Source organism: Actinomadura sp. NAK00032, from assembly GCF_013364275.1.
Taxonomy (GTDB): Bacteria; Actinomycetota; Actinomycetes; order Streptosporangiales; family Streptosporangiaceae; genus Spirillospora.
In genome coordinates, this window is record NZ_CP054932.1 from 4,963,125 (window position 1) to 4,984,795 (window position 21,671).

Consider the following 21,671-nt stretch of genomic DNA (forward strand, 5'->3'; position numbering starts at 1 on the left):
CGGGCCCCCGGAGACCGGCGGGGTCAGCCCTGGCGCTCGGCGGCGAGCCGCTGCCCGATCGTCTGGTGCAGCCGCTGGAGCCCGGACGTGCCGACCAGCCCGATCTGGCCTTCGAGGTCGCGCAGCAGCACGTCCTCGTTCATCACGGCCTCCGACGACTGCATCATCACGGTGCCCTGGCCGGTGAAGTCGAACTGGTGCTCCTCACCGGACTGGCCGCCGATGCCGAACACCATGCGGGCCGCGCCGAACGCCCCGCGCATGTAGGAGTGGTCGTAGTGGTGGCAGGGCGAGGGGCAGTCGGCCCAGCCGAGCAGCGCCTGCGGGTCGACGCGGATCGGCGGCTCGACGAAGTGGACGGGCCCGTTGGAGGCCGCCACGAACCGCCCGGTGCCGATCAGCGTCAGGAACCCGGGGATGATCGACTGCTTCAGCTCCAGGCCCGGCTCGAACGCCAGCAGGTTCCCGGCCCGGACGGTGAGGTTGCCCTCCTCCAGGTCGAAGGAGTTGACGTCGAAGCCCCGGTCGGCGAGCAGCAGCTTGCCCTGCCCCTGCGCGACGATCCAGTCCTGGGCGTACAGCGGGGAGTTGAAGGTGTGCGCGACGAGGGAGTCCAGCGGCCCCGCCGACAGCGCCTCGAACTTGACCTGCCCGTAGTAGGCGATCATCTTGCCCTTCTGCGCGAACCACTGCCCGTTGAGGTCGACGCTGAAGGCGTAGGGGTTGACGTTGTCGTTGGACGGGAGGCTGTGCGGGTTCCAGGTCCGCGTGCCGAACGTGCTCACGGGTCAGATCTTCCTCTCGCTGGCCTGGACATAGACGACGCCGGAGCCGCTCAGCTCCAGCTGGAAGCCCTCGCCGGAGCCGCGCCCGATGAGGTCGCGCAGCCCGACCGCCGTGGTGAGCTTGTTCTGCACCTGGCCGCGGTGGGCCACGTACGCCTGGGGGTCGACGTGGACGGCCCGCTGCGGGGTGATCGGCAGCTCCATCACGCCGCCGTGCGACAGCAGCGCGCAGGAGCCGTGCCCGGTCAGCGTGGTGGTGAACAGGCCCTGCCCGGTGACGGCGCCGCGCACGATGCCGCGCACGCCGCCCTGCTCGCCCATGAACATCGTCCCGACCTGGAGGGTCGCGTCGTGCACGAGGAGGCGGTCGGCCTCGGCGTACAGGGTGTCGGCGCCGTTCAGGTCGATGACGGTGACCTCCAGGCCGCCGTGCCCGAACAGGACGCTGCCCTGCCCGGTGACGTGCATCATCGCGCTGCGCTCGCCGGCGACGGCGCGGCCGATGGTGCCGCCGATGCCCTGCCCGGCCGTGGCGGACGGGGCGAACGACACCGGCCCGGTGTAGCCGAGCATGGCGCCGCGCTTGCTGTAGACCTCCTGCCCCGGCCCGATCGGCACCTGGAGCATCTTGGAGTTGATCGACTGGTATCCGGGCATCAGATCTCCAGAATCCCGCCGCGCTCGGCCGGCTGGACGTACACCAGCCCGTGCCCCTGGTACCGGAACTGCACGCTCTCCCCCGATCCCTGGCCGATCACCGTCCGCCAGTTGACGTCGGTGACCACGTCCTGCTGGAGCTGCCCGTGATGGCACACGTAGGCGTGCGGGTCGACGCACAGCGGTGTCTGCGGCGTGACCTCCAGCGCGATCGCCGGCCCCTCGGAGAGGATCGCGACCGTGCCGTGCCCGTCCACCTTCGTGGTGGCGAGGCCCTGGCCGGTGCCCATGCCGCGCAGCCCCACGAACTGGACGCCCGTCTGCAGGCTGCCGTCGAGCGCCAGCAGGCTCTCCGACTCCACGAACAGGGTGTCGCCGGTGAGCTGGACGAGCGTGACCTCCGTCGCCTCGCTGGCCAGGTAGACCGTCCCCTGGCCGCTGATCTCCATGAGGGTCATGCCCTCGCCGGCGATCCGCCGCTTGAGGGCGCCGCGGAGCCCCTCGCCGCCCGTCATGCCCTGCCTCTTGAACGCCATCTGGCCCTCGTAGGCGACCATGGAGCCGTTCAGTGCCCTGATGGTCTCGCCGGCGAGGTCGACGGCGAGCATCTTCGAGCCGTTCAATCGAAATTGCGCCACGAAGCGAGAAGATACCGCCCGGCGCGTTGCCGGTCCCGCTCGTGCGCGCATCCGGAAGGATGGGCACCATGTGGATCGCTCCCGAACGCCGCGGTCTCGGCCGGTGGGCCGTGCCGGGGCTCGTCCTGGCCGCCGGCGTGGTGGTCGGGGCCGTACTCGCCGCCGAAGGGCGGTCCGGGACGGCCCTCGTCGCGCTGGCCGCGCTCGCGGGATACGCCGGCTACCTGGGCTACCGGCGCAACGAGCCGGCGCTGCCGGTCAGCGACGGGTTCGGGTCCGGGACCCGGGCCCGCGCGCACCTGCGCGCCGCCGCGATGACCGGCGACGTGCTGACCGTCGCGGTGGTCGGCGGCCTCGTCGTCCAGGCGCTGCGCGGCTCCGACATCACCGCCTACGCCTGGCTCTCGGCCGTCGCCGGCGTCACCTACCTGCTGTCCGCCCTGGCCGGCACGCGCAGCCTCTGAACTGGGCGAACTGTGGGTTAACTTCTCCTGACAGGGGTGGTCGCGCGGCGTCGCGGGCGGCATGATGCGGGCTGTGTCCGCCGTCGACGCACGCGATGCCCTCCTCCCTGCCCGGGCGGTGTTCCAGCCCGTGGCCGATCTCGGCACGGGCGCCGTCGTCGCCGTCGAGGCGCACGCCGGGCCGTCCGGCGCCCCGCCGCGGTTCGACCCGGCGGCCGAGGACGTGCGGCGCGCCGTCGAGGCGGCCCGGGCCGCCCACGCCGCCGGCACCCGCCTGCCCCTGCAGATCTCCCTGCGCGCCGAGACCCTGGCCGGCGGCGACGACCTGCTCCACGAGCTCCACCACGGCCTCGGCGACGCCGGACGGCGGCCGCGGGAGGTCATCCTCTGCGTCGGCGGCGGGTTCCCGCCCGCCCAGCGGCCGCCGCTCACCGCCGCGCTGGCGGCGCTGCGGCACGCCGGCTACCTCGTCGGCCTCGCCGGGCTCGGCTCCGCGCACGCGCCGCTGGACCTGCTGGTGGACGGCGCCCCCTACCTGCTGAAGCTCGATCCGGAGCTGGCCCGCGCGGCGCTCACCGAGCCGCGGCGGGCGGCGCTGGTCGCGAGCATGGTGGACCTGGCGCACCGGCTGGAGACGCACGTCCAGGCGCCCGGCATGGCGAGCCGCGACCAGGTGCTGCACATGCGGGACGCGGGGGTGCGGCTCGTCCAGGGGCCGGCGCTCGCGCCGCGGGAGTGGCGCCCCGGCATGCCGGTGAGCATCCCGGTCGCGGCGCGGGGCCCGGAGCCGGCCCGGCCGGGCGCCGGGCTCGGGCCGCGGGTTTCGGAGTTCACGATCCCCGCGGTGACGCTGCCGCACACCGCCACCGCCGACGAGGTGCTCACCGTGCTGAACGCCGAGACCGGGGTCACCAGCGTCGTCCTGGTCGACGACCGGCAGCGGCCCCGGTGCACGGTCGACCGGACGCGGTTCCTGCTCCAGCTGTCCGGCGCCTACGGGCACGCGCTGCACGCGCGGCGGCCCGCCGCCCGGCTGGCCGACCCGCCCCGGCCGGTGCCGCGGACCGTCCCGGCGATCGCGGCGCTGCGCGCGGCGGGCGCGGAGGACGACCGCGTCTACGACGACCTGGTCGTGGTGGACGAGGTGGGGCGCTGCCTCGGCATCGTGCGCGTCGCCGACCTGATCCGCGCCATGTCGCACTGAGAGCCGCGCACGGGGGCGCACTGAGAGCCGCGCTGAGGGGTCAGCGCGGCTCGGGGCGGCCGTCGTGCGGATCACTCCTGGAAAGTCCACCGAGGACCGTTTCCTGGGCGAGGATGGCCGCCTGCACCCGGCTGGCCAGCCCGAGCTTGGCGAGGATGCGGCTCACATGCGTCTTGGTGGTCGTCTCCGCCATGTCCAGGCGGGCCGCGATCTGCCCGTTCGACAGGCCCTCCCCCAGGCACCCGAACACCTCGCGCTCCCGGGGCGTCAGCCCGTCCAGGCCGGGCGCGTGCGCCGGGGCCGCCGGCCGGGACGCGAACGCGCCGATCAGCCGCCGGGTGACCCGGGGGGCGATGACGCCGTCGCCGGCCGCGACCGTCCGGACGGCGTCCACCAGGCGGTCGGCGTCCACGTCCTTGAGCAGGAACCCGGCGGCGCCCGCCCGCAGCGCCCCGAACACGTACTCGTCCATGTCGAACGTGGTCAGCACCAGGACGTCGGTGAACCCGGCGATCTCCCGGGTCGCGCTGATGCCGTCCAGGACGGGCATGCGCACGTCCATCAGCACCACGTCGGGGCGCAACTCGCGGGCCAGCTCCACCGCCCGCGCCCCGTCCGCCGCCTCGCCGACGACCCGCACGTCCGGCGCGCCGCGCAGGATCAGCACCAGGCCCGCCCGCACCGCCGCCTGGTCGTCGGCGACCAGCACCTCGATCATGACGTTCTCTCCGGTTCCACGGGCAGTTCGGCGTGCACCCGCCAGCGGGCGCCGTCCGGCCCGGCGTCGAACTCCCCGGCCAGCATCACCGCGCGCTCGCGCATCCCGACCAGCCCGCTGCCGCTGCCCGGCAGCCGGGACCCGTCCCGGCCGAGCGGGCTGAGCACGTCGATCACCAGCCGCCGGCCGTACCGCACCCGGACCTCGGCGCGGCCCGGCCCGCCGTGCTTGAGCGCGTTGGTCAGCGACTCCTGGACGATCCGGTACGCGGCCAGCTCCACGGCCGCGGGCAGCTCCGCCGGCTCCCCCGCGACCTCCAGCGACGCCGCCAGGTCCGCCCGGCCGGTGTGCCGGACGAGCCGGTCCAGCTCGGCGAGCCGCGGCCGGGCGGCCGGGTCCTCGCCGCCGTCGCGCAGCAGCCCGATCATCCGCCGCATCTCGGCGAGGCCGCGCACGCTGTTCTCCCGGATGACCTCCATGGACCGCTCGATCTCGGACCGGTCCAGGTCTCGCACCCGCAGCACCGCCGAGGAGTGCAGCGCCACCGCGCTCAGATGGTTGGCGATCACGTCGTGCAGCTCGCGGGCCATCCGGGCGCGCTCGGCGTTCACCGCGGCGCGCCGGTCCAGCTCGGCCAGCCGCGCGACCTGCTCGGCGCGCTGCCGCTCCGCCTCCGCGCGACGCCGCTCCGCCTCCGCGCGACGCCGCTCGGCGTCCGCCCGGTAGCGGTGCTCGCGGACCGCCATCGCGGTCAGCACCGGCGCCACCCAGACCAGGCCGGCGACCGCGCCCGCCACCACGCCGACCGCGACGCCGCGCAACCCGATCCCGGCCCCGGCGGCGACCAGCAGCGACGCGGCCACGGTCGCGCCGAGCAGCCACTCCGCCGTCCGGCGCCGCCCGTACAGGCACGCCGCGTACAGCGCGTCTCCGAAGATCATGGCGGTGGCGATGCTGGGGCCGAACGCCACGTCGGCGAAGTTGAACGGGGTGGCGAGCGCGAGCCCGGTGAGCGGCGCGGTGCGCCGCAGCAGCATGGCCGCGCACAGCCCGAGCAGCGGGACGAGGCGGACCCAGCGCGACGGGTCCCAGCCGTCCCCCCACGCCGAGTAGCCGTGCGCCGCGAGCATCAGCAGCCCGCCGGCCAGCGACGCCGCGGCGATCAGGGCGTCCTGGCGCGTGGTCAGCCGTCGGATCCGGTGCACGGACCCATCTCAGCATCCTCGCGCCCGTGCCTCGTCCACCCGGGTGAGGATGCCGGGTACATCCTTCGGACGACCCGCGGAACCCCACTGGCGACGACGACCGGGCCCGCCGCCCCTAGCAGGATGGGCAGCGTGCTCATCGCCGTCATAGCCGGCTGCGAGATCGGCTTCTGGGTCGTCCTCGCCGCCGGGCTCCTCGCCCGCTACCCGCTGCGCCTGCGCCGCACCGGCGCGGCGCTGCTGCTGTGCGTCCCGCTGGTCGACCTGGTGCTGCTGGCGGCCACGGCGATCGACCTGCGCGGCGGCGCCACCGCCGGCACCGGCCACGGCCTGGCGGCCGCCTACCTCGGCTACTCGGCCGCGTTCGGGCACAGCATGGTCCGCTGGGCGGACGAGCGGTTCGCGCACCGCTTCGCGGGCGGCCCGCCGCCGCGCGGCAAGCCGAAGTACGGGCCGGCGCGCGTCCGCCACGAGTGGCGCGAGTTCGGCAAGGCCGCCGTGGCGACGGCCATCGCCTGCGGCCTGCTCGGCGCGATGATCGTCCTCGTGGACGACCCGGACCGCACGCGGGCCCTCACCGCCTGGCTCGCCCGCCTCGGCGCCGTCCTCGCGGTCTGGTCGCTGTGGCCGATCACCCACACCCTCTGGCCGGCGAAGCCCAAGGACGGCGAGCGCGGCGAGAACGTATGAGGCCGCGCCCCCCGGCCGGGGGGCGCGGCCTCGCGGCGGCCGGGCGCCGGACGTCCGTCAGACGTTGAAGCCGAGCGCGCGCAACTGGTCGCGGCCGTCGTCGGTGATCTTGTCCGGGCCCCACGGCGGCAGCCAGACCCAGTTGATCTTGACGTCGTTGACCAGGCCCTCCAGCGCGCTGTGGGCCTGGTCCTCGATCACGTCGGTGAGCGGGCAGGCGGCGCTGGTGAGCGTCATGTCCAGGGTGGCGGTCTCGCCGTCGAGGTTCACGCCGTAGACCAGGCCGAGGTCCACGACGTTGATGCCGAGCTCGGGGTCGACGACGTCCTTGAGCGCCTCCAGGACCTCTTCCTCCTGCGGAGTCGCCTCTGTGGTCGCTGGGGTGTCGGTCATGATGCCTCTCCGAGTGCGCGTGCGGTCGCGTCCTTCCACGCCATCCAGGCGAGCAGGGCGCATTTGATCCTGGCGGGGTACTTGGAGACCCCGGCGAAGGCGATGGCGTCCTCCAGGACGTCCTCGTCCGGCTCGGTGTCCCGGCCGCGCGACTGCATCAGCGCCAGGAACTCCTCGCCGACCGCCATCGCCTCCTTCACGGACTTGCCGATGATCAGGTCCGACATCACCGATGCGCTGGCCTGGCTGATCGAGCAGCCCATGGCGTCGTAGGACACGTCGGCGACCGTGGCGTCCTGGCCCTCGCCGTCCAGGTGGACGCGCAGCGTCACCTCGTCACCGCAGGTCGGGTTGACGTGGTGGGCCTCGCCCTCGAACGGCTCCCGCAGCCCCTTGTGGTGGGGGTTGCGGTAGTGGTCCAGGATGACCTCCTGGTACATCGCCTCCAGCTGCATGTCGTCCCTTCCAAGCCTTTTCTCGCTACAACCGGCCCGCCGGTCAGTGTGTTCCGAAGAACTTCTGGGCGTGCCGGACCCCGTCGGCGAGCGCGTCCACGTCGGCGAGGGTGTTGTAGAGGTAGAACGTCGCCCGGGTGGTCGCCGGGATGCCGAAGCGCCGGCAGATCGGCCACGCGCAGTGGTGGCCGACGCGGACCTCGACGCCCAGGTCGTCCAGGACCTGGCCGACGTCGTGCGGGTGGATGTCCTCCACGGTGAACGACACGGCGCCGCCGCGCGCCTCGGTGGTGCCGGGGCCGATGACGCGGACGCCCGGGATCTCGCCGAGCCGCTCCAGCGAGTAGGCCACCAGGGCCTCCTCGTGGGCGTGCACGCGGTCCATGCCGATCTCGGCGAGGTAGTCGCAGGCGACGCCGAGCCCGATGGCCTGCGCCGTCATCGGCACGCCCGCCTCGAACCGCTGCGGCGGCGGCATGAACGTGGTCCCCTCCATGCGGACGACCTCGATCATCGAACCGCCGGTGATGAACGGCGGCATGGCCTCCAGCAGTTCGCTCCGCCCCCACAGCACGCCGATGCCGGTCGGGCCGAGCATCTTGTGCCCGGAGAACGCCAGGAAGTCGGCGCCGAGGTCGGTCACGTCGACCGGCTGGTGCGGCACCGACTGCGCCGCGTCCAGCAGGACGAGCGCGCCGACGGCGTGCGCGCGGGCGATGATCCGCTTCACCGGCGGGACGGTGCCGAGCACGTTCGACTGGTGCGTCAGCGCGACGATCTTGGTGCGCTCGTTGACCAGGTCGTCGAGGTCCGCCAGGTCGAGGCGGCCCTCGTCGGTGATGCCGAACCAGCGCAGCGTGGCGCCGGTCCGCCGGCAGAGCTCCTGCCACGGGACGAGGTTGGCGTGGTGCTCCATCTCCGACACCACGACCTCGTCGCCGGGGCCCACCGCGAACCGCTCGGCCTCCGGGCCGGCGGTCGCGGCGTTGCTCATCGCGTACGCGACCAGGTTGATGCCCTCGGTGGCGTTCTTGGTGAACACGATCTCGGCCGGCGTCGCGCCGATGAACCGGGCGATGGACGCGCGCGCGTTCTCGTACGCCTCCGTCGCCTCCTCGGCGAGCAGGTGCGCCCCGCGGTGCGGGGCCGCGTTGTGCCGCTCGTAGAACTCGCGCTCGGCGTCCAGCACCCGGACGGGCTTCTGCGACGTCGCGCCGGAGTCGAGGTACACCAGAGGACGCCCGCCGCGGACCGTGCGGCGCAGCAGCGGGAAGTCCTTCTTCAGCTCCTCGGGCAGCAGGCCCCCCGCTGCCTGCGGGGGGGCGGCCCCCCGCTCCCCCCGGCTCGCTTCGCTCGACGTCATAGCGTGGCGCCCGCCTTCACGTACTTCTCGTAGCCCTGCTCCTCCAGCTCGTCGGCCAGCTCCGGGCCGCCCTCGGCGACGACGCGGCCGGCGGCGAACACGTGCACGAAGTCGGGCTTCACGTACCGCAGGATGCGGGTGTAGTGGGTGATCAGCAGGACGCCGGTGTCGCCGGAGGCGAACCGGTTCACGCCCTCGGAGACGACCTTGAGCGCGTCGACGTCCAGGCCGGAGTCGGTCTCGTCCAGGACGGCGACCTTCGGCTTGAGCATCTCCAGCTGCAGGATCTCGTGCCGCTTCTTCTCACCGCCGGAGAAGCCCTCGTTCAGGCTGCGCTGCGCGAACGCCGGGTCGATGGACAGCGCGTCCATCGCCTGCTTCATCTCCTTGGAGAACTCGCGGAGCTTCGGGGCCTCGCCGCGGACGGCGGTCACGGCCGAGCGCAGGAAGTTCGACACCGACACGCCCGGCACCTCGACCGGGTACTGCATCGCCAGGAACAGCCCGGCGCGGGCGCGCTCGTCCACCGACATGGCGAGGACGTCCTCGCCGTCCAGCGTGACGGTGCCCGACGTCACCTCGTACTTGGGGTGTCCGGCGACGGCGTAGGCCAGGGTGGACTTGCCCGAGCCGTTCGGCCCCATGATCGCGTGGGTCTCGCCGGCCTTCACGGTCAGGTCGACCCCGCGCAGGATCTCCTTCGCCCCGTCGGAGCCGTCGCCGACGGAGACGTGGAGGTCGCGGATCTCTAGCGTGGCCATAGTGCGTACAGTCCTTCGTGGTGGGGTCAGTCGTCGCCGAGCGAGACGTAGACGTCCCCGCCCTCGACCTTGACCTTGTAGGTGGCGACCGGCTGCGTGGCCGGCGGGTTGGTGGGCTTGCCGCTGCGCAGGTCGAAGCACGACCCGTGCAGCCAGCATTCGATGGTGCCGTTGTAGACCTCGCCCTCGGAGAGCGAGACCTCGGCGTGCGAGCAGATGTCGTTCAGCGCGTAGACGTCCTCGCCGCTGCGCACGACGGCGACGGGCGTGTCGTCCACCTCGACGCCGAGGGCCCCGTCGGCCGGGACCTCCTCCAGCGCGCACACCTTCACGAACGTCATCGAGCCGCTCCCTGGTCCAGCTCCTCCTCGATGGCCTCGCGGACCTTGTCGCGGACCTCGGCGACCTCGATGCGGTCGACGAGCTGGCCGAGGTAGCCCCGCACGACCATGCGGCGCGCGTCGTCGAAGGTGATGCCGCGCGCCTGCAGGTAGAACAGGTGCTCGTCGTCCAGCCGGCCGGACGCCGAGGCGTGCCCGGCGCCGGCGACCTCGCCGGTGAGGATCTCCAGGTTCGGCACGGAGTCGACCCGCGTCCCGTCGGTGAGGACGAGGTTGCGGTTCAGCTCGTAGGTGTCGGTGCCCTCCGCCTCCGCGCGGATGATCACGTCGCCGATCCAGACGGCGTGCGCGTCCTGGTCCTGCAGGGCGCCGCGGTAGTCGACGCGGCTGCGGCAGTGCGGCACGGTGTGGTCGACCAGGAGGCGGTGCTCCAGGTGCTGGCCACCGTCCACGAAGTAGACCCCGTACAGCTCGGCGTCGCCGCCGGGCCCGTCGTAGGCGACCGACGGCGAGATCCGCACGACGTCGCCGCCGAGCGAGATGTTGTGCGAGACGAACCGGGCGTCGCGGCCGAGCCGGGCGTGCTGGTGCGACACGTGCACGGCGCCGTCGGCCCAGTCCTGCAGGCTGATCACCGACAGCCGGGCGCCGTCGCCGACGACGAACTCGACGTTGTCGGCGTAGGTCGCCGGGCCGCGGTGCGTCAGGACCACGGTCGCCTCGGCGAACGGCTCCACGATCACGGTGGTGTGCCCGTAGGCGGCGGCGGAGCCGTCCTCGCCGCGCCGCCGCAGGACGGTCGGCGCCGAGGCGACGGCCTCCTTCGGGACGGTCACGACGGTGGCCTCGGTGAAGGAGTTCCACGCCTGGGCGCTGACCCGGTCGGCGGGCACGTAGGACTTGCCGACCCGCGGGTCGTCGCGGCCGACGGTCTCCACCGTGACCTCGGGGGCCGCCTCGGCCTCCGTCACGACCTTGCCGCCCTCCTCGGCGGTGCCCTTGTGCAGGCCGCGCAGGCGGCGCAGCGGGGTGAACCGCCACTCCTCCTCGCGGCCCGTCGGGACCTCGAAGTCGGCGACGTCGTAGGACGCCTTCTCGTGCAGCGTCGAGAGAGGCTTGGTGTCGAGCCCCATCAGCCGACGGCTCCTTCCATCTGCAGCTCGATGAGCCGGTTCAGCTCGAGGGCGTACTCCATCGGCAGCTCCCGCGCGATGGGCTCGACGAACCCGCGCACGATCATCGCCATCGCCTCGTCCTCGGTGAGGCCGCGGCTCATCAGGTAGAACAGCTGCTGCTCCGACACCTTGGAGACGGTGGCCTCGTGGCCCATCTCCACGTCATCCTCGCGGACGTCGACGTAGGGGTAGGTGTCGGACCGGCTGATCTGGTCGACCAGCAGCGCGTCGCACTTGACGGTGGACTTGCTGTGCTCGGCGCCCTCCTGGATCTGCACCAGCCCGCGGTAGGACGTGCGGCCCCCGCCGCGCGCCACCGACTTGGAGATGATGCTGCTGGAGGTGTTCGGCGCGGCGTGCACCATCTTGGCGCCGGCGTCCTGGTGCTGGTCCTCGCCGGCGAACGCGATCGACAGGGTCTCGCCCTTGGCGTGCTCGCCGAGCAGGTAGACGGCCGGGTACTTCATGGTGACCTTGGAGCCGATGTTGCCGTCGACCCACTCCATGGTGGCGCCCTCGTAGGCGACGGCGCGCTTGGTCACCAGGTTGTAGACGTTGTTCGACCAGTTCTGGATGGTCGTGTAGCGGACGCGGGCGTCCTTCTTCACGACGATCTCCACGACGGCGGAGTGCAGCGAGTCCGACTTGTAGATCGGGGCGGTGCAGCCCTCGACGTAGTGGACGTAGGAGCCCTCGTCGGCGATGATCAGCGTCCGCTCGAACTGGCCCATGTTCTCGGTGTTGATCCGGAAGTAGGCCTGGAGCGGGATCTCCACGTGCACGCCCGGCGGGACGTAGATGAACGAGCCGCCCGACCACACGGCGGTGTTGAGCGCGGCGAACTTGTTGTCGCCGACCGGGATCACGGAGCCGAAGTACTCCTGGAAGATCTCCGGGTGCTCGCGCAGGCCGGTGTCGGTGTCGACGAAGATGACGCCCTTCTCCTCAAGGTCCTCGCGGATCTTGTGGTAGACGACCTCCGACTCGTACTGCGCGGCGACGCCGGCGATGAGGCGCTGCTTCTCGGCCTCGGGGATGCCGAGCTTGTCGTAGGTGTTCTTGATGTCCTCGGGCAGTTCCTCCCAGGACGCGGCCTGCGCCTCGGTGGAGCGCACGAAGTACTTGATGTTGTCGAAGTCGATGTCCGACAGGTCCGAGCCCCAGGTGGGCATCGGCTTCTTGCTGAACAGCCGCAGCCCCTTGAGGCGGAGGTCGAGCATCCACTCGGGCTCGTCCTTCTTGCCCGAGATGTCGCGGACGACGTCCTCGTTCAGGCCGCGTCGCGCCGAGGCGCCGGCCTCGTCGGAGTCGGCCCAGCCGAACTTGTACCTGTCCAGCCCCTCGAGTTCGGGGTGGGCTGCCGTAGTCATAGAACAACTCCAAAGAGTGATTTGTTCGTCACGTCGCGTCGTCGTCATCCCGGGCCCGGTCGGCGCACAGGTCGGCCGGGCTGACGTGGGTGGTGCAGATCCCGTCGCCGTGGGCGATCGTGGCCAGCCGCTGCACCGGGGTGCCGAGCAGCCGGCTGAACGCCTCGGTCTCGGCCTCGCACAGCTGCGGGAACTCCGCGGCGACGTGCGCGACCGGGCAGTGGTGCTGGCACAACTGCTCGCCGCCGCCCGGCTGGGGCGCCTTCGCGGCGGCGGCCGCGTAGCCGTCGCCCGACAGCGCCTCGGCGAGCGTGCGGACCCGCTGCTGGGGCGGCGCGTCCTGCACGACGGGCCGGTAGCGCCGCTCCAGGTCGGCGATCTGCCGCCGGGCGAACTCGGCGACCGCGTGCTCGCCCGCCGTGTCGGCGATGAACCGCAGCGCGCTGGTCGCCAGGTCGTCGTAGGCGTGCACGAAGGCGCTGCGCCCGGCGTCGGTGATGGCGAACCACTTGGCGGGGCGGCCCCGCCCGCGCCGGGTCTGCGGCACCCGTGCCTTGCGGACCTCGATCATGCCCTCGGCGAGCAGCGCGTCCAGGTGCCGGCGGATCGCGGCCGGCGTGAGGCCGACGCGCTCCCCCAGCGTGGACGCCGTGACCGGGCCGTGCTCGAGGATCAGCCGGGCCACCCGGGCGCGCGTGTCGCGCTCGGTGTGACCGGCGGACGACGGCACGCCGGAAGACCGCGCGGGGGCGGTCCGTGCGCTCGTCTGATCCTCGCTCACGTATTTCACAACATCAGTGTGCCGTAATTACTTCCCGCGAAACACCGGAACGCCGATGTCGTACCTCACGCAGGTAAGCCTTACCTAACCTGCGGCTTCTCGCCGCTGGTCGGCGCGGCGGCCCCGCGCGGCAGCAGCAGCACCGGGCACGGCGCGGCCCGCAGGATCTTGCCGGAGCTCTCCCCGAGGAAGACCTTGCGCAGCGGCCCGTCGTGGCTGGACAGGCAGGCGAGGACCTCGCCGTGCAGCATATCGACGGTGCCGAGGGTCTTGGCGATGTCGGTCCCGATCGCCGTGAGCCGCTCCACCGGCGTCCCGCCGCCGAACAGCCCGGCGGCGTAGCGCAGGTCCTCCTCGGCCTGGGCGACCTGGCGGTCCAGGACGCCGCCGGGCACCTGGAAGCGGGCCGCGAGGCCGGGCGGCCGCAGCACGAGGGTGAGCAGCCGCAGCTCCACGTCCAGCCGCTCGGCGAGCGCGGCGGCGGCCGACAGCGGCCCGTCGGCGTCCCGGCGCCGCCAGTAGGCGACCGTCATCCGCGCGAACCGCCGCGGCGGGTGCGCCGCGTAGCCGCGCGGCGCCAGCATGACCGGGACGGGCGAGCCGTGCAGCAGCTGGTCGGCGGTGCTGCCGACGGCGACCCGGCCGCGCCGGCCGCGCGGCGCCGAGCCCGCCACGATGAGGTCGGCGCCGACGTCCTTGGCGACCTCGATGAGGCCGCGCCCGCTGCCCCGGTGGGCCTGGACGCGCGGGGTGACGTCCCGCCCCGGGACGCCGAGCTCCGCCAGCCGCGCCAGGGCCGCGTCGAGGGCCTCGTCCGCCTGGCCCTTGAGGTAGGCGAGCCATTCGGCGTCCACCGCGCCCGGCCCCGGCGTGGGCCACGGCGGCGGGTGCACGTGCACGGCCGTCAGCGGCGCCTTCATGGTCCGGGCGAGCAGCGCCGCCAGCGCGAGCGCGTCGTCGCCGCGCTCGTCGGGCGCGTAGCCGACCAGCACCCGCATGCCGTTCGCGGCGTTCTCGGGAGCGTTCATCAGAGCCCCTTTCGGGCGGGGTCGCGAGGTGGCCGGGCCGCCAGGCGGGAGTGGCGGCGCCCGTACAGGAAGTAGGCGGCCAGCCCGACGGCGCACCAGAGGGCGAACACCGTCCAGGTCACCCCGCCGAGGCCGACCATCAGGTACACGCAGAACCCGACGCCGAGCAGCGGCGTCACCGGGAACAGCGGGGTCCGGAAGCTGCGCGGCAGGTCGGGCCGGGTGCGGCGCAGCACGATGACGCCGACGCTGACCAGCGCGAACGCGAACAGCGTCCCGATACTGGTGGCGTCGACGAGCCGGCCGAGCGGGACCGCGGCGGCGAGGATCCCGATGAACAGCGCCACGATCACGGTGTTGGCGACGGGCACCCGGCGGCCGGGGCTGACCTTCTGGAAGACGTCGGGGACGAGCCCGTCCCGCGACATCGCGAACAGGATGCGGGTCTGCCCGTACATGACGGTGAGGACGACGCTGGCGATCGCGATCACCGCGCCGAGCGCGAGGATCATCGACGGCCAGGACTGCCCGGTCGCGACGTCCAGCACCTCGGCGAGGGACGCCTCCGCGCCGCTGATCGCGAACCTGTCCCAGTGCATGGCGGCGACGGCCGCGAGCCCGACCAGCACGTAGAGGACCGTGACGATCACCAGCGACAGGATGATCGCGAGCGGCAGGTCGCGGCGCGGGTTCTTGGCCTCCTCGCCGGCGGTGGAGGCGGCGTCGAAGCCGATGTAGGAGAAGAACACCTTGCCGCCGGCGGCGCTGATCCCGGCCCAGCCCATGGGCGCGAACGCGCTGAGGTTCCCCGCCTTGAACGCGGTGAAGGCGACCGCGCAGAAGAACAGCAGCACGGCGATCTTGAGGAACACCATGACCGTGTTGGCGGTGGCGCTCTCGGAGGTGCCGCGCAGCAGCAGCAGCGTGGCGAGCAGCACCACGACGACGGCGGGGATGTTGACCAGGCCGCCGTCCCCCGGCGGGTTGCTGATCTCGGCGGGGATCGTGAACCCGAACGCCGCGTCGAAGAACGCGTTGAGGTAGGAGCCCCAGCCGACCGCGACGGCCGACACCGACACCGCGTACTCCAGGAGCAGGCACCAGCCGCAGACCCACGCGACCAGCTCGCCGAGCGTGGCGTAGGCGTAGGAGTAGGACGAGCCGGAGACCGGGATCGTCCCGGCCAGCTCCGCGTACGACAGGGCGGAGAACAGCGCGGTGACGGCGGCGAGCACGAAGGACAGCACGACGGCGGGGCCGGCCAGCGGCACGGCCTCGCCGAGGACGACGAAGATGCCGGTGCCGAGGGTCGCGCCGACGCTGAAGAAGGTGAGCTGCAGCAGGCTCATCGTGCGCTTCAGCTCGCCGCCCTCGCCCTGCCCGCCCTCGGCGACGATCCGGTCGACGGGCTTGGTCCGCAGCAGGCTGCGGACGAACGACGCGGCGGGCGCCGTCCCGGCCGTCACGGGCGCTCCCCGGTCACAGGGTGCTCTCCAGGGGCCAGGTGGCGTTCGGGGTGACGATCGTGCCCGCGGTGCCCTCCAGGATCTCCACGCACTGGTCCAGCCGCCCGATCGCGGCCATGTCGCCGGTCCGCTCGACGAAGCTCGCCGCGGCCGCCACCTTGGGGCCCATGGACCCGGCGGGGAAGTCCTCGGCGCGCAGTTCGTACGGGGTGGTGTGGGTGATCTCCTCCTGCTGCGGCGTGCCGTAGTTCCGCATCACCCGGGGCACGTCGGTGAGGATCAGCAGCGCGTCGGCGTCCATGCTCTCGGCGAGGACGGACGCGGTGAGGTCCTTGTCGATCACCGCCTCGACGCCCTCCAGCCGGCCCACGTCGTTGCGGAACACCGGCACGCCCCCGCCGCCCGCGCAGACCACCACGGTCCCGAGCCGCACCAGCTCCCTGATCAGCCGTGTCTCGATCACCCGCTGCGGGCGGGGGGACGGCACGACGCGGCGCCAGCCGTCCCCGTCCCGGCGGACCGTCCAGCCGTACTCGGCGGCGAGCTTGTCGGCCTCGTCCCGGTCGTAGACCTGCCCGACGAACTTGGTGGGGTCCTCGAAGGCGGGGTCCACCGCCGACACCAGCGTCTGGTTGATCATCGCGACGACCTGGCGGCCCGGCAGCGCGTTCTGCAGCGCCTGCAGCATCCAGTAGCCGATCATGCCCTGGGTCTCGGCGCCGATGGTGTCCAGCGGGTACGGCCGCGTCAGGGACGGGTCGTTGACGCTCTCCAGCGACAGCACCCCGACCTGCGGGCCGTTCCCGTGCGTGACGATCAGCTCGTGCCGGCGGGCGAGCGGCGCCAGCGACCGCACCGCGCGGTCCACGTTGGCGCGCTGCGGCGCGGCGTCGGGCGTCTCCCCCCGCCGCACCAGCGCGTTCCCTCCGAGCGCGACGACCACGCGCATCCGCTCCCCCTCACCCGCCCGGCCCTCCGAGCGTCGCGACCATGACCGCCTTGATGGTGTGCATCCGGTTCTCGGCCTCGTCGAAGACGATGGAGGCGGCGGACTCGAACACCTCCTCGGTGACCTCCAGCGCCTCCAGGCCGGTCTTGCGGTAGATCTCCTCCCCCACCGCGGTCTCCCTGTTGTGGAAGGCGGGGAGGCAGTGCATGAACTTGGCGCCGGGGTTGCCGGTGGCCCGCATGACCTCGGCGTTCACCTGGTAGGGCGTGAGCAGCGCGATGCGCTCGTCCCACACCTGCTTGGGCTCGCCCATCGACACCCACACGTCGGTGAGGACGAAGTCGGCGCCCCGGACGCCCTCGGCGACGTCCTCGGTCAGGACGATGTCCGCCCCCGTCCCGGCCGCCACGGCCATGGACGGCCTGACGACCGTCTCCTCGTCCGGCCACAGGGTGCGCGGCGCGACGATCCGCACGTTCATGCCGAGCAGCGCGCCGGCGGCCACGTAGCTGTGGCCCATGTTGTTGCGCGCGTCGCCCAGGTAGGCGTAGGTGACGTCCTGCAAGGGCTTGCCGCTGTGCTCGCGCATGGTGAGCATGTCGGCGAGCATCTGCGTGGGGTGCCACTCGTCGGTCAGGCCGTTCCACACGGGGACGCCCGCGTACTCGGCGAGCTCTTCGACGAGCCGCTGGCTGGACCCCCGGTACTCGATGCCGTCGTACATCCGCCCCAGGACGCGGGCGGTGTCCTTCATCGACTCCTTGTGGCCGATCTGCGAGCCGCCGGGGTCGAGGTAGGTGGTGTGGGCGCCCTGGTCGTGCGCGGCGACCTCGAACGCGCAGCGCGTCCGGGTGGAGGTCTTCTCGAAGATCAGCGCGATGTTCCGGCCGGCCAGCGCGGGGGTCTCGGTGCCGGCGCGCTTGGCGGCCTTCAGCTCGGCGGCGAGGCCGAGCAGGCCCTCGAACTCGGCCGGCGTGAGGTCGAGCTCCCTGACGAGGCTGCGGCCGCGCAGGTCCAGCGCCATTTCCGGTCTCCCGAGGGTCGTGCCGCGGGCGGTGCCGCGGAAGGTGGTCGTCAGGCGTCCCGGACGAGCGGGCAGGTCATGCAGCGCGGGCCGCCGCGCCCCCGGCCGAGCTCGCTGCCGCGGATCGTGATGACCCGGATCCCGTGGCGGCTCAGCTCGTTGTTGCTCGTCGCGTTGCGCTCGTAGGCGACGACGACGCCGGGCGAGACGGCGAGGACGTTGGCGCCGTCGTCCCACTGCTCGCGCTCGGCGGAGAACACGTCCTGCGTCGGAGTGATGACCTTGATGCCGTCCAGGCCGAGCGCGGCGGCGATCGCCCGGTGCATGTCCTGCGCCGGGTGATCGGTGATCTTCAGTTCCTTCTCGGTGTCGCCGGGCTCGACGGTGTGCGACGGCAGCATGCCCATCCCCGCGTAGGCGGTGAACACGCCGTGGTCGACCATCGTCATGACGGTGTCCAGGTGCATGAACGCCCGCTTGTGCGGCATCCGCAGGGCGACGATCCGGGTGCACGACCCGGCGGCGAACAGCGACTGCGCGAGCATCTCGACGGCCTGCGGCTGCGTCCGCTCGCTCATCCCGACCAGCACGGCGCCGTTCCCGATGACCAGGACGTCGCCGCCCTCCAGCGTCGCCGGGGCCATCGCCGTCCCGCTGCTCCACACGCGGAAGCCGCCCTCGGCGGGCCGGCCGTAGCCGGCGGCGAACAGCGGGTGCCAGCGGTAGACGGCCTCCATGTTCACCGTCTCGCGCATCCGCGCCTTCTTGCGCATGGTGTTGATCGAGACGCCGTCGTAGATCCAGCAGGAGGTGTCGCGGGTGAACAGGTGGTTCGGCAGCGGCGGCAGGATGAACCCGTCCGCCGGGATGGAGTGGAACGCGATGGACGCGGGCTCGGGCATCCGCTCCAGCATCTCCCGCTTGGTGATGCCGCCGACCAGGTAGGAGCCCAGCTCGTGGACGTCCATCGCGTCGAGGCAGTTGCGGATCGCGTCGGTGGCGAGCGGGCCGAACCAGTGCGGGTCGACGACGGCGTCCAGGATGTGCTTGCGCGCCTCGGGGATCCCGATCGTCTCGCGCAGCAGGTCGATCAGCAGGTGCGTGCGCACGCCCTCCGCCCGCAGGACGTCCTCGAACTCCTCGTGCTCCTCCACCGCGCGCCGCACCCACAGCACGTCGTCGAACAGCAGCCCCGCCGCGTTGGACGGGGTGAGCCGCTTCAGCGACAGCTCGGGCCGGTGCAGCAGGACCTCCCGGAGCCGGCCGGCCTCCGAGTCAACGTGAAACATCCCCACCTCCGCCGAGCGCGGCCGCGTCGCCGCGCGCCCCCTGCCCGCCGGGGCCGGCCCGGCGGTACGACCGCGATTCCCGCGCTCGGGCCCGCGAAACCCGGCCGGCTCCGACCCGGGGGCTTGACCCGACCTTCACCCGGCGCGGCGCCGGGGCCCGGCGCGAAGCTGCCCGGCCGCAGACCTAGACTCGTCGGCATGACACCCCCCGGAGGCGGCGACCGGCACAGCGCCGTCGAGCTGCGCTCGCTCGTGAAGCGCTACGGGACGGCCGGCCGGGAGCGGCGGGCCGTGGACGGGCTGTCCCTCGACGCCGCCCGGGGCGCCGTCACAGCGCTGCTCGGCCCGAACGGCGCGGGCAAGACCACCACGATCGAGATCTGCGAGGGGTTCCGGCGGGCCGACGCGGGCACCGTCCGCGTCCTCGGGCTCGACCCGGCCGCCGACGCGCGGGCGCTGAAGCCGCGGGTCGGGGTGATGCCGCAGTCGGGCGGCGTGCCGGGCACGGCCCGCGCCGGGGAGTTCCTGGAGCTGGTCGCCTCCTTCCACGCGGCGCCGCTCGGCACCGCCGCGCTGCTGGAGCGGCTCGGCCTCACCGAGCACGCCCGCACCCCGTTCCGCCGCATGTCCGGCGGGCAGCAGCAGCGGCTGTCCCTGGCCGTCGCCATCGTCGGGCGTCCCGAGCTGGTCTTCCTGGACGAGCCCACCACCGGCCTCGACCCGCAGGCCAGGCACGCCACCTGGGACCTCATCGGCGACCTGCGCGCCGCCGGGGTGTCGGTGGTCCTCACCACCCACAACATGGAGGAGGCCGAGCGCCTCTCCGACCACGTCGTCATCGTCGACCACGGCAGGGTCGTCGCCGAGGGCGCCCCCGAGGTGCTGACCGGCGCCGAGCGGCAGCTGCGGTTCCGCGCCCGGCCCGGCCTCGGCCTCGACGAGCTGCTCGCGGCGCTGCCCGCGGGGAGCGCCGCCAAGGAGTCGCCCGCCGGGCACTACCTGATCGAGGCGGACGTGCGGCCCGAACTGCTGGCCACCGTCACCGCCTGGTGCGCCTCCCACGGCGTCCTCACCGAGGACCTGCGGATCGAGCGCCGCACCCTGGAGGACGTCTTCCTCGAACTGACCGGACGGGAGCTGCGCGCATGACCGCCCCGCTGGACCTGTCCCCCGCGCCGGGAGCCGTGCCGCTGCCGCGGATGGTCATGTCCCAGGCCCGCTACGAGTTCCGCACCGTGCTGCGCAACGGCGAGCAGCTGCTGCTGACGCTGATCATCCCGGTGGTGCTGCTCGTGCTGTTCAGCGCCACCTCGCTGCTGGACCTCGGCGCCGGCCGCCGGGTCGACTTCCTCACCCCCGGCATCCTCGCGCTCGCGGTGATGTCGACGGCGTTCACCGGGCAGGCGATCGGGACCGGGTTCGAGCGGCGCTACGGCGTCCTCAAGCGGCTCGGCGCCACCCCGCTGCCGCGCGGCGGGCTCATCGCCGCCAAGACCGCCAGCGTGCTCGCCGTCGAGGCGGTGCAGGCCGCGGTGATCTGCGCGGTCGCGCTGGCGCTCGGCTGGCACCCGGCCGGCGACCCCGGCTCGGTGGTCGTCCTGCTGCTGCTCGGCACCGCCGCGTTCTCCGGGTTCGGGCTGCTCATGGCCGGGACGCTGCGCGCCGAGGCCACCCTCGCCGCCGCCAACCTGGTCTACATCCTGCTGCTGGCCGTCGGCGGTGTCGTGTTCCCGCTCGAGAAGTTCCCCGGCCCGGTGCGCGACGCCCTGGAACTGCTGCCGATCTCGGCGCTGGCGGGCGGGCTGCGCGACGTCCTGCGGGACGGCGCCGCGCTCCCCGCGCAACCCCTGCTCGTCCTCGCGGTGTGGGCCGTCGCCGGACTCGCCCTCGCCGCCCGCTTCTTCCGGTGGGAGTGATCGTTGGCACTCGCTGAGGCGCCCGGCTCGTTCGGCGGCGCGAGCCGCGCCCCCGGCCGCGTGCGCGCGCTGTCGCCCGCGTCGGTGCCGCCGCCCGCGCTGATCCTGCTCGGCATCGTGTCCGTGCAGGTCGGCGCCGGCCTGGCCAAGCACCTGTTCGACCGGCTCCCGCCGACGTCGGTCGTGTCGATCCGGCTGCTGGCCTCGGCGCTCGTGCTGGGCTTCCTGGCCCGCCGGGCGCTGCTGCCGGTGCTGCGCGAGCACTCCTGGAAGAGCCTCGCGGTCGTCGCCGGCTACGGCGTCTCCCTGGCCGGGATGAACTTCGCCTTCTACCAGTCGCTGTCGCGGATCCCGCTGGGCGTGGCGGTGACGATCGAGTTCCTCGGCCCGCTGTCGGTCGCCATCGCCGGCTCCCGCCGCCCCCGCGACCTGGTGTGGGTGGCGCTCGCCGCCGCCGGGGTCCTGATGCTGGCCCGGGGCGGCGGCGATCTCGACATCGTCGGCATCGGGTTCGCGCTGCTCGCGGCCGTCGGCTGGGCCGCCTACATCCTGCTCACCGCCGCGACCGGGCAGCGCATCCCCGGCACCACCGGGCTGGCCCTGGCGAGCATCGTCGGCACGCTGGTGATCCTGCCGGGCGGCATCGCGAGCGGCGTCGCCGCGGGCGGCGGCGCCCTGCTCGACCCGACGCTGCTGCTGATCGGGCTCGGCGTCGGGCTGCTGTCGTCGGTGATCCCGTACTCGCTGGAGCTGGAGGCGCTGCGCCGGGTGCCCGCCCGCGTCTTCGGGATCCTGATGAGCCTGGAGCCCGCCGTCGCGGCGCTCGTCGGGCTCGTCGTGCTCGGCGAGGTCCTGTCCGGGCGGCAGTGGGTCGCGGTCGGCTGCGTCATCGCCGCCTGCGCCGGGGCCACCCGCGGCCAGAAGGATCCGCCGGAGGCGCCCGAAGCCTGAGCGGCGGCGGGCTCGTGTGGCAGGGTGGAAAGATCAGATCGTCCAGCA

At 73.2% G+C, this 21,671-nt stretch carries 24 protein-coding genes; 6 read left to right on the top strand and 18 right to left on the bottom strand.

Annotated features, from left to right (window positions below; all coding sequences use genetic code 11):
- Positions 1-23: 23 nt before the first annotated feature.
- From HUT06_RS23095 to HUT06_RS23105, 3 genes are read right to left on the bottom strand one after another with little or no spacing between them, the layout of a single operon-like run.
- Positions 24-785 (bottom strand): AIM24 family protein, encoded by a 762-nt coding sequence (locus HUT06_RS23095; RefSeq protein ID WP_176197634.1) that lies wholly within the window; start codon positions 783-785, stop codon positions 24-26.
- A gap of 3 nt (positions 786-788) precedes the next feature.
- Complete coding sequence (locus HUT06_RS23100) at positions 789-1,442, bottom strand: AIM24 family protein (RefSeq protein WP_176197635.1); 654 nt, start codon at positions 1,440-1,442, stop codon at positions 789-791.
- Positions 1,442-2,080, bottom strand: coding sequence for an AIM24 family protein (locus HUT06_RS23105; RefSeq protein WP_254715340.1), 639 nt, complete (start codon positions 2,078-2,080; stop codon positions 1,442-1,444). Before HUT06_RS23105 ends, HUT06_RS23100 begins: the two co-directional genes overlap by 1 nt.
- Before the next feature lie 68 nt (positions 2,081-2,148).
- On the opposite strand from HUT06_RS23105, the gene HUT06_RS23110 reads away from it, so the two are divergent.
- Positions 2,149-2,544 carry an ABC transporter permease gene (locus HUT06_RS23110; RefSeq protein WP_176197637.1) on the top strand — a complete coding sequence of 132 codons (396 nt, stop codon included), beginning with the start codon at positions 2,149-2,151 and terminating at the stop codon, positions 2,542-2,544.
- 73 nt (positions 2,545-2,617) lie between these two features.
- A complete protein-coding gene (locus tag HUT06_RS23115; RefSeq protein WP_176197638.1) occupies positions 2,618-3,748 on the top strand; it encodes an EAL domain-containing protein in 1,131 nt (376 codons plus the stop codon).
- A 40-nt stretch (positions 3,749-3,788) separates the two neighbouring features.
- On the opposite strand, the gene HUT06_RS23120 is transcribed toward HUT06_RS23115, so the two are convergent.
- Together HUT06_RS23120 and HUT06_RS23125 are read right to left on the bottom strand one after the other, a co-directional pair.
- A complete protein-coding gene (locus tag HUT06_RS23120) occupies positions 3,789-4,466 on the bottom strand; it encodes a response regulator transcription factor (protein ID WP_176197639.1) in 678 nt (225 codons plus the stop codon).
- Positions 4,463-5,671 carry a sensor histidine kinase gene (locus HUT06_RS23125; RefSeq protein WP_254715341.1) on the bottom strand — a complete coding sequence of 403 codons (1,209 nt, stop codon included), beginning with the start codon at positions 5,669-5,671 and terminating at the stop codon, positions 4,463-4,465. Before HUT06_RS23125 ends, HUT06_RS23120 begins: the two co-directional genes overlap by 4 nt.
- A gap of 123 nt (positions 5,672-5,794) precedes the next feature.
- Here HUT06_RS23125 and HUT06_RS23130 point away from each other — a divergent pair, with 123 nt between their 5' ends.
- Entirely contained in the window at positions 5,795-6,361 is a 567-nt protein-coding gene (locus HUT06_RS23130) for a hypothetical protein (protein ID WP_254715342.1), read from the top strand.
- 57 nt (positions 6,362-6,418) lie between these two features.
- On the opposite strand, the gene HUT06_RS23135 is transcribed toward HUT06_RS23130, so the two are convergent.
- The 13 genes from HUT06_RS23135 to HUT06_RS23195 all read right to left on the bottom strand — a co-directional run bounded on the left by HUT06_RS23135 (position 6,419) and on the right by HUT06_RS23195 (position 18,756).
- Positions 6,419-6,754: a metal-sulfur cluster assembly factor gene (locus HUT06_RS23135; protein ID WP_176197641.1), complete on the bottom strand. Its 336-nt coding sequence runs from the start codon at positions 6,752-6,754 to the stop codon at positions 6,419-6,421.
- A complete protein-coding gene (gene sufU / locus HUT06_RS23140) occupies positions 6,751-7,209 on the bottom strand; it encodes a Fe-S cluster assembly sulfur transfer protein SufU (protein ID WP_131939266.1) in 459 nt (152 codons plus the stop codon). The genes HUT06_RS23135 and sufU overlap by 4 nt, the downstream gene beginning before the upstream one ends.
- 43 nt (positions 7,210-7,252) lie before the next feature.
- Entirely contained in the window at positions 7,253-8,572 is a 1,320-nt protein-coding gene (locus tag HUT06_RS23145) for a cysteine desulfurase (protein ID WP_176197642.1), read from the bottom strand.
- Positions 8,569-9,333 carry a Fe-S cluster assembly ATPase SufC gene (sufC, locus tag HUT06_RS23150; RefSeq protein ID WP_176197643.1) on the bottom strand — a complete coding sequence of 255 codons (765 nt, stop codon included), beginning with the start codon at positions 9,331-9,333 and terminating at the stop codon, positions 8,569-8,571. The genes HUT06_RS23145 and sufC overlap by 4 nt, the downstream gene beginning before the upstream one ends.
- A gap of 26 nt (positions 9,334-9,359) precedes the next feature.
- Positions 9,360-9,674 (bottom strand): non-heme iron oxygenase ferredoxin subunit, encoded by a 315-nt coding sequence (locus HUT06_RS23155; protein WP_176197644.1) that lies wholly within the window; start codon positions 9,672-9,674, stop codon positions 9,360-9,362.
- The gene (gene sufD, locus HUT06_RS23160) at positions 9,671-10,807 is read right to left on the bottom strand and encodes a Fe-S cluster assembly protein SufD (protein ID WP_176197645.1); all 1,137 of its coding nucleotides are present in this window, start codon (positions 10,805-10,807) and stop codon (positions 9,671-9,673) included. The genes HUT06_RS23155 and sufD overlap by 4 nt, the downstream gene beginning before the upstream one ends.
- Positions 10,807-12,219, bottom strand: a complete 1,413-nt coding sequence (sufB, locus tag HUT06_RS23165) for a Fe-S cluster assembly protein SufB (protein WP_176197646.1) — start codon at positions 12,217-12,219, stop codon at positions 10,807-10,809. The genes sufD and sufB overlap by 1 nt, the downstream gene beginning before the upstream one ends.
- A gap of 28 nt (positions 12,220-12,247) precedes the next feature.
- A complete protein-coding gene (locus HUT06_RS23170) occupies positions 12,248-12,949 on the bottom strand; it encodes a metalloregulator ArsR/SmtB family transcription factor (RefSeq protein ID WP_254715789.1) in 702 nt (233 codons plus the stop codon).
- A 131-nt stretch (positions 12,950-13,080) separates the two neighbouring features.
- Positions 13,081-14,028 (bottom strand): universal stress protein, encoded by a 948-nt coding sequence (locus HUT06_RS23175; RefSeq protein WP_176197648.1) that lies wholly within the window; start codon positions 14,026-14,028, stop codon positions 13,081-13,083.
- On the bottom strand, positions 14,028-15,494 hold the full coding sequence (locus HUT06_RS23180) for an amino acid permease (protein WP_217711407.1): 1,467 nt from the start codon (positions 15,492-15,494) through the stop codon (positions 14,028-14,030). The genes HUT06_RS23175 and HUT06_RS23180 overlap by 1 nt, the downstream gene beginning before the upstream one ends.
- 13 nt (positions 15,495-15,507) lie before the next feature.
- Positions 15,508-16,443 carry a carbamate kinase gene (gene arcC, locus HUT06_RS23185; RefSeq protein WP_176197649.1) on the bottom strand — a complete coding sequence of 312 codons (936 nt, stop codon included), beginning with the start codon at positions 16,441-16,443 and terminating at the stop codon, positions 15,508-15,510.
- A gap of 10 nt (positions 16,444-16,453) precedes the next feature.
- On the bottom strand, positions 16,454-17,467 hold the full coding sequence (gene argF / locus HUT06_RS23190) for an ornithine carbamoyltransferase (RefSeq protein ID WP_176197650.1): 1,014 nt from the start codon (positions 17,465-17,467) through the stop codon (positions 16,454-16,456).
- A gap of 50 nt (positions 17,468-17,517) precedes the next feature.
- Positions 17,518-18,756 (bottom strand): arginine deiminase, encoded by a 1,239-nt coding sequence (locus HUT06_RS23195; protein WP_176197651.1) that lies wholly within the window; start codon positions 18,754-18,756, stop codon positions 17,518-17,520.
- Positions 18,757-18,954: 198 nt separating this feature from the next.
- Here HUT06_RS23195 and HUT06_RS23200 point away from each other — a divergent pair, with 198 nt between their 5' ends.
- From HUT06_RS23200 to HUT06_RS23210, 3 genes are read left to right on the top strand one after another with little or no spacing between them, the layout of a single operon-like run.
- Positions 18,955-19,905, top strand: a complete 951-nt coding sequence (locus tag HUT06_RS23200) for an ABC transporter ATP-binding protein (RefSeq protein ID WP_176197652.1) — start codon at positions 18,955-18,957, stop codon at positions 19,903-19,905.
- Positions 19,902-20,672 (top strand): ABC transporter permease, encoded by a 771-nt coding sequence (locus HUT06_RS23205; RefSeq protein WP_176197653.1) that lies wholly within the window; start codon positions 19,902-19,904, stop codon positions 20,670-20,672. Before HUT06_RS23200 ends, HUT06_RS23205 begins: the two co-directional genes overlap by 4 nt.
- A gap of 3 nt (positions 20,673-20,675) precedes the next feature.
- On the top strand, positions 20,676-21,623 hold the full coding sequence (locus HUT06_RS23210; RefSeq protein WP_176197654.1) for a DMT family transporter: 948 nt from the start codon (positions 20,676-20,678) through the stop codon (positions 21,621-21,623).
- Positions 21,624-21,671 lie beyond the last annotated feature (48 nt).

Excerpts from the sequence above, each read along its gene's own strand:
- HUT06_RS23100 (WP_176197635.1), bottom strand. The coding sequence starts at position 1,442 with ATGCCCGGATACCAGTCGATCAACTCCAAGATGCTCCAGGTGCCGATC.
- HUT06_RS23110 (WP_176197637.1), top strand. The coding sequence starts at position 2,149 with ATGTGGATCGCTCCCGAACGCCGCGGTCTCGGCCGGTGGGCCGTGCCG.
- HUT06_RS23120 (WP_176197639.1), bottom strand. The coding sequence starts at position 4,466 with ATGATCGAGGTGCTGGTCGCCGACGACCAGGCGGCGGTGCGGGCGGGC.
- HUT06_RS23130 (WP_254715342.1), top strand. The coding sequence starts at position 5,795 with ATGGGCAGCGTGCTCATCGCCGTCATAGCCGGCTGCGAGATCGGCTTC.
- HUT06_RS23135 (WP_176197641.1), bottom strand. The coding sequence starts at position 6,754 with ATGACCGACACCCCAGCGACCACAGAGGCGACTCCGCAGGAGGAAGAG.
- sufU (WP_131939266.1), bottom strand. The coding sequence starts at position 7,209 with ATGCAGCTGGAGGCGATGTACCAGGAGGTCATCCTGGACCACTACCGC.
- HUT06_RS23145 (WP_176197642.1), bottom strand. The coding sequence starts at position 8,572 with ATGACGTCGAGCGAAGCGAGCCGGGGGGAGCGGGGGGCCGCCCCCCCG.
- sufC (WP_176197643.1), bottom strand. The coding sequence starts at position 9,333 with ATGGCCACGCTAGAGATCCGCGACCTCCACGTCTCCGTCGGCGACGGC.
- HUT06_RS23155 (WP_176197644.1), bottom strand. The coding sequence starts at position 9,674 with ATGACGTTCGTGAAGGTGTGCGCGCTGGAGGAGGTCCCGGCCGACGGG.
- sufD (WP_176197645.1), bottom strand. The coding sequence starts at position 10,807 with ATGGGGCTCGACACCAAGCCTCTCTCGACGCTGCACGAGAAGGCGTCC.
- sufB (WP_176197646.1), bottom strand. The coding sequence starts at position 12,219 with ATGACTACGGCAGCCCACCCCGAACTCGAGGGGCTGGACAGGTACAAG.
- HUT06_RS23175 (WP_176197648.1), bottom strand. The coding sequence starts at position 14,028 with ATGAACGCTCCCGAGAACGCCGCGAACGGCATGCGGGTGCTGGTCGGC.
- arcC (WP_176197649.1), bottom strand. The coding sequence starts at position 16,443 with ATGCGCGTGGTCGTCGCGCTCGGAGGGAACGCGCTGGTGCGGCGGGGG.
- argF (WP_176197650.1), bottom strand. The coding sequence starts at position 17,467 with ATGGCGCTGGACCTGCGCGGCCGCAGCCTCGTCAGGGAGCTCGACCTC.
- HUT06_RS23195 (WP_176197651.1), bottom strand. The coding sequence starts at position 18,756 with ATGTTTCACGTTGACTCGGAGGCCGGCCGGCTCCGGGAGGTCCTGCTG.
- HUT06_RS23200 (WP_176197652.1), top strand. The coding sequence starts at position 18,955 with ATGACACCCCCCGGAGGCGGCGACCGGCACAGCGCCGTCGAGCTGCGC.
- HUT06_RS23205 (WP_176197653.1), top strand. The coding sequence starts at position 19,902 with ATGACCGCCCCGCTGGACCTGTCCCCCGCGCCGGGAGCCGTGCCGCTG.